General features: G+C 48.6%; 4 protein-coding genes. All 4 read left to right on the top strand.

The genetic code is table 11. The annotated features are described in order from the left end of the window. The first annotated feature begins 53 nt into the window (after positions 1-53). The gene (locus tag V7D78_RS15675; RefSeq protein WP_333609399.1) at positions 54-815 is read left to right on the top strand and encodes an IS5 family transposase; all 762 of its coding nucleotides are present in this window, start codon (positions 54-56) and stop codon (positions 813-815) included. A 220-nt stretch (positions 816-1,035) separates the two neighbouring features. Further along, positions 1,036-1,896: a protease HtpX gene (gene htpX / locus V7D78_RS15670; RefSeq protein WP_333609398.1), complete on the top strand. Its 861-nt coding sequence runs from the start codon at positions 1,036-1,038 to the stop codon at positions 1,894-1,896. A 228-nt stretch (positions 1,897-2,124) separates the two neighbouring features. After that, on the top strand, positions 2,125-3,210 hold the full coding sequence (locus tag V7D78_RS15665; RefSeq protein ID WP_333609400.1) for a pyridoxal-phosphate-dependent aminotransferase family protein: 1,086 nt from the start codon (positions 2,125-2,127) through the stop codon (positions 3,208-3,210). A 160-nt stretch (positions 3,211-3,370) separates the two neighbouring features. Further along, the coding region (locus V7D78_RS15660; RefSeq protein ID WP_333609397.1) for a S41 family peptidase at positions 3,371-5,728 on the top strand (2,358 nt) is incomplete at its 3' end.

The raw sequence follows: 5,728 nt of genomic DNA, 5'->3' as shown, positions 1-5,728 counted from the left end.
GGCAAATGAGTGCGTTATAATGATTTCGCCAAAAAACAAAACAAATCACTCAAATGCCAAGACAAATGTTATCAGATCAAGCCTGGAAATTACTATCGCGGGTCATGTATTTAACCGGTCGGATTTACAACAAGCCAGAGCACAGAATGACGCTTGAAGGGATTTTGTATCGTATGAGGACAGGCATTCCCTGGCGAGATATGCCCAAGGAATTTGGGTGCTGGAATACGATTTTTCGGCGCTTTAATCTGTGGTCGAGAAAAGGGGTAATGTCAGAAATTTTTAAATTTGTCAGTGCCTTAAATGATCCAGATTGGATATTTGTTGATGGAAGCATCATCAAAGCTCATCAAGATTGCACAAACATTCGAGATAGCAAAAACGAAGCGGTAGGAAGCAGTCGTGGTGGAAAATCCACCAAAATTCACTTAGCTGTAGATAGTGGCGGTTTACCAGTTTACTTTGAATTGTCTGGAGGCCAGGTCAACGACATAGTGCATGGACAGTCACTTGTTTCTGGTGCCCCGAGCGCGAAACAGATTGTTGCAGACAAAGGTTATGACAGCGAACCCTTCCGTGATTTTATACGGAACTTAGGTGCAAACCCTGTCATACCAAGAAAGGAAAACAGCAAAGTAGGCAATAAAGACATGGATTGGTGTCTTTATCGCTATCGCCATCTGGTTGAAAATGCGTTTTTGAAAGTTAAAAAATACCGCGCAATTTCAACACGATACGATAAATTGGCAAGGAACTATCATGCGATGGTCGCACTTGCCTTTAGCATGATGTGGTTACCAATGTGGGTTGATTGATTTATGTACAGCAAAGATCAACACGCTCTAGTGATTTTTTAAAATGCGCCGGTTTTTCTGTGAGCTGTGCTGGTTATCGCTTAGCGAATCTAAAGTTTGGCTAGTGTAATAAATTCGCGACCTGCTGACACCTTTTCTTACAACTTTTATCGCAACCTTTGATTGAATTCGCGGTCTTTGCCCATATAGTAAGTTCAGTTAATTTCTGGGAGTAAGCAGTATGAAAAGAATAGCGTTATTTTTAGCCACTAACCTGGCGGTGATTTTAGTGCTGAGCATAGTGCTAAATATTGTATTCAGTCTGCTGGGTGTTGATCATAGCAGTATTACTGGTTTGCTGGTGTTTGCTGCCATCTTTGGTTTTGGCGGCTCTTTTATCTCATTGGCGCTGTCTAAGTGGATGGCAAAACGATCTACCCGTGCCGTCGTGATTACGCAGCCGCGAAATGCCACTGAGCAATGGCTGATGAATACGGTAGCCCGTCAGGCGAAACAAGCCGGTATTGGTATGCCAGAAGTGGCTGTATACGACTCGCCAGAAATGAATGCCTTTGCTACTGGTATGAACCGCAACAATGCGCTGGTGGCAGTGTCTACCGGTTTGCTGCGCAACATGAGTGAAGAGGAAGTTGAAGCGGTATTGGCACATGAAGTGTCACACGTGGCTAATGGTGACATGGTGACCTTAACGCTGATTCAGGGTGTGGTGAATACCTTTGTGATCTTCTTTGCCCGCTTAATTGCCGGTATGATCCGTAATAATAATCAACAATTAGGTACTGCTGCATACTTTGTTATTGTTATTGTATTGGAACTGGTATTTGGCTTTTTGGCCAGCATCATCGTCATGTGGTTCTCGCGCCAGCGTGAGTACCGTGCCGATGCCGGCGCCGCACGCCTGGTGGGCCCGGGCAAAATGATTAAAGCGCTGGAGCGGCTAAAGCATAATCACGAAAGCCGTCTGGAAGGCAGTATGATGGCCTTTGGTATTGCCAGCAAGAAAGCTAAATCAGAGCTGTTATTAACCCATCCACCACTGGAAAAGCGTATTGAAGCACTGCGCAACAGTCGTGAATTTTAAGCGGCTTTAATCGTTCAGCTCTCATGTTTAAGGCTTCGCTGACTGCACACTGTTAGCGGGGCCTTATTTTTTGCTGCTATTCGTGGTCTGAATACTGGTTATTATTTTGGCTGACAAGGTAATAAGCCTGAAATTTGTTAAGGTAGAGTCTTAATAGCCATAATCACTGGAGCCTTTATGCAAATCGCCCCGAATTTTCCCGCGTTTAACCCGCCACGGCGCATTTTAATGGGGCCAGGCCCATCTGATGTTTCTCCTCAGGTGTTGGCGGCGCAGGCCAGACCGACCATAGGCCATCTCGATCCACTCTTTGTTGGCATGATGGATGAGTTAAAACAACTGCTGCAATATGCGTTTCAAACCAATAATGCGATGACTATAGCGGTATCTGCACCAGGCTCGGCCGGTATGGAAACCTGTTTTGTGAACTTGGTTGAGCCAGGCGATACCGTTATTGTCTGCCGAAATGGCGTCTTTGGTGAGCGCATGCGACAAAATGTCGAACGCTGTGGTGGCAAAGCAGTTTGCGTCGATAATGCGTGGGGTGAGCCGGTATGTCCAACACGGGTAGAGCAAGCATTAAAACAGCATCCAGAGGCGCGGTTTCTGGCTTTTGTGCATGCGGAAACCTCAACCGGCGCGCTTAGTGATGCTAAAACCCTGTGTGCGCTGGCCAGACAATATCATTGCTTGTCTATAGTGGATGCAGTGACCTCCTTAGGTGGTGTTGAGCTCAGAGTCGACGACTGGGGTATCGATGCCATTTATTCAGGCAGTCAGAAATGTTTATCCTGTGTGCCAGGCTTATCTCCAGTGTCGTTTTCTGAACGCGCTGTGGCAGTGATTAAGCAACGCAACAGCCCGGTACAAAGCTGGTTTTTAGATCAAAGCCTGGTGATGGGCTACTGGAGTGGTCAGGGTAAACGCAGCTATCACCATACCGCACCGGTCAATAGTTTGTATGCACTGCATGAAGCATTACGCTTACTTGCCGCAGAGGGCTTGCAGCAAGCCTGGCAACGCCATAAAGATATGCATCAGCTGTTAGCTAAAGGTTTGCAGCAATTAGGGCTGGATTTTGTGGTGGCAGAGCCTTACCGCTTACCTCAGTTAAACACCGTCTATATTCCAAACGGAGTTGATGATGCGGCGCTGCGAAGCCGTTTACTAAACCTGTACAACCTGGAAATAGGAGCGGGTCTGGGTGAGTTAGCCGGTAAAGCCTGGCGTTTTGGGCTGATGGGATATGGCGCCAGGCGGGAAAATGTGTCGATCTGTCTGCAAGCATTGTCGGAGCAATTGCAACAAGGTTAAAGCGACCGATATTCAGGTATATTGAAAGCTTTGCGTATTTATGGCGTTGTCATAGCTTTGACGTTTTACCAGGGGGATTGGTCGAGTGGTAGCTGGCAGTGCTGCCGGCGTTTTGCTAGTTTTGCTGCACATGCTAAACATAGAGCAGCTTGAGGTAAAAATGAACACATCGGCTTTTTCAAGGGCTTCACTGGCGTTAGCCTTTTTGGCTAGCAGTATTTCATTAGCAATACCCATTAGCAGCTCGGCGCTGGCCAGCCAGGGCTATTATCGCTCGCCAGCTTTGCAGGGTAACACGGTCGTCTTTACTGCCGAGGGCGATATCTGGCGAACCAGCACTGCAGGCGGAACTGCGCAGCGGCTGACCAGCCATCCAGCATTAGAAAGTCAGGGCTTGCTGTCACCTGATGGCCAGCAGTTAGCTTTTGTTGCGGATTATGAAGGCGCTGAAGAGATTTATCTGCTGCCGCTAAGCGGTGGCACGGCCACCCGCTTAACCTTTGAGCATAGCCGGGTCAGGCTGCAACAATTTTTAGCCGATGGCAGAATTTTGTATAGTACGGACAGTGCCGTCGGTCCTGCCAATCATTGGTTGTTAAAACTGGTTGACACTAACAGCCTGCAAAGCGAAACGTTACCTTTGGCGGATGCGTCAGCCGGTGTTATCGATACAGCTACTAATATGCTCTATTTTACCCGTTTTGGCCTGCAGCTCACTGGCGATAACGCCAAGGTGTATCGCGGTGGCGCCATGGGGCAATTGTGGCGCTGGCGCTTAGGCTCTACCGAAGAAGCGGTCCGCTTGCTACCTGAGCATCAAGGGTCGATCAGCCAGCCCCAGTTTGATAATGGCAGGCTTTATTTTGTTAGTGATGCAGATGGCAATACGAACATCTGGTCGCTAACGGCCAAGGGTGCAGATTTAACTCAGCACAGCCAGCATCAGGATTGGCGCATTGGCAGGATCAGTGTACAGCAGGGCCGGGCTATTTATCAGCTGGGCGCCGATATTTATCAGCTTGAATTGGCCACTGCCACCTCTGCGCCGCTGGCCATTAGTCTGATGTCTGATTTTGTGCAGAGGCGCGAGCGATGGTTGGATAAACCCCTGAATTTTTTAACCTTTAGTGCCCTAAGCCCTAATAGTAAGACAGTAGCACTGACGGCGCGCAGCCAGATTGCGCTGGCGGGCACCGGCCAGCAACGTCTGGTTCAGATAGCCACAGCTGAAGGCAGTCGCTCGCGTCAGGCCATTTTGAGCCCTGATGGCAAAGCCGTTTATGCCATTAATGATGCCAGTGGTGAAAATGAGATTTGGCGTTTTGCCGCTGATGGAAGCAACAAAGCCGAGCAGCTGACACGTGATGGCAAGGTGTTTCGTTGGGGCCTTCATTTATCACCGGATGGCCGTTTTATTGCGCATGATGATAAAAATGGCGATTTGTGGCTATTAGACTTAAGCAGTGGCCAAAACCGGCTTATTTACCAGCAAGGCTGGGGCCACTCGGCTTATCAGGAGGTGGTGTGGTCGGCGGACAGTCAGTTATTGGCCTTTACCTTGCAACACCAGCAACGTCCGCTTCGCCAGTTGGTGCTGTTTAGCCTGGCAGAGAACCGCAGTGAGCTGCTCACCAGCGATAAATACGAATCTTTTTCGCCAACCTTTAGTCATGATGGCCTTTGGCTGTACTTTTTATCAAACCGCCAGTTTAACGCCACCCCTGGTAGCCCCTGGGGCGATCGTAATTTGGGCCCGATGTTTGATAAAAGAGCCGAGATTTTTGCTATTAGTCTGAAACAACAAGCCTGCTTTGCGTTTCAGGCCATCCAAGAAGTAAACACTTGTGATAATGCAGCAGCTAAAGCGGCACAAAGCGGCCGTCGTGCTAGTCTGGTTGATTGGGATGGCCTGGCTGGCCGTTTATGGCAAGTACCGGTAGCTGCAGGTAATTACCAGCAATTAGCCGCTCATGAACAGCATTTGTATCTGTTGGCGCGCGCCGCTGGTGAGCAAAAAGCTGAGCTGAAATTTATTAAGCTGACTGCGGAAGATATCAAGCTGCAATTGTTAACCACAGATGTTGCCGATTATCAGTTAGCAGCGAATGGCAAAACCCTGTTTATCCGCAAGCATGCGACAAGTGGCAGCGGCGAGATGCTGCTTATCGACGCTGCTGATAAAATGCCAGCAAATTTAGCGCTGGCAAAGCTGAATACCGCTGGTTGGCAATTGCTGGTCAAACCGATGCAAGAATGGCAGCAAATGTTCCGGGATGCCTGGCTGATGCACCGCGATTTTTTATTTGATAAAAACATGCGCGGCCTTGATTGGCAGCAAAGCCGCGATAAATATCAGCCTTTATTAGCCAGACTAACAGATCGCCATGAACTGGATGATATTTTTGCCCAGATGATGGGGGAGTTGAATGCTTTACACTCGCAAGTGCGTGGTGGTGAATACGCACAAGATCCCAACAGTGCTAAAGCCGCCAGCCTGGGCGCGCAATTGCAACAAGCG

It is taken from the genome of Arsukibacterium sp. (assembly GCF_036735525.1).
Classification (GTDB): domain Bacteria; phylum Pseudomonadota; class Gammaproteobacteria; order Enterobacterales; family Alteromonadaceae; genus Alishewanella.
The sequence above is the reverse complement of the archived record's forward strand: the minus strand, read 5'-3'. Positions and strand labels throughout refer to the sequence as shown.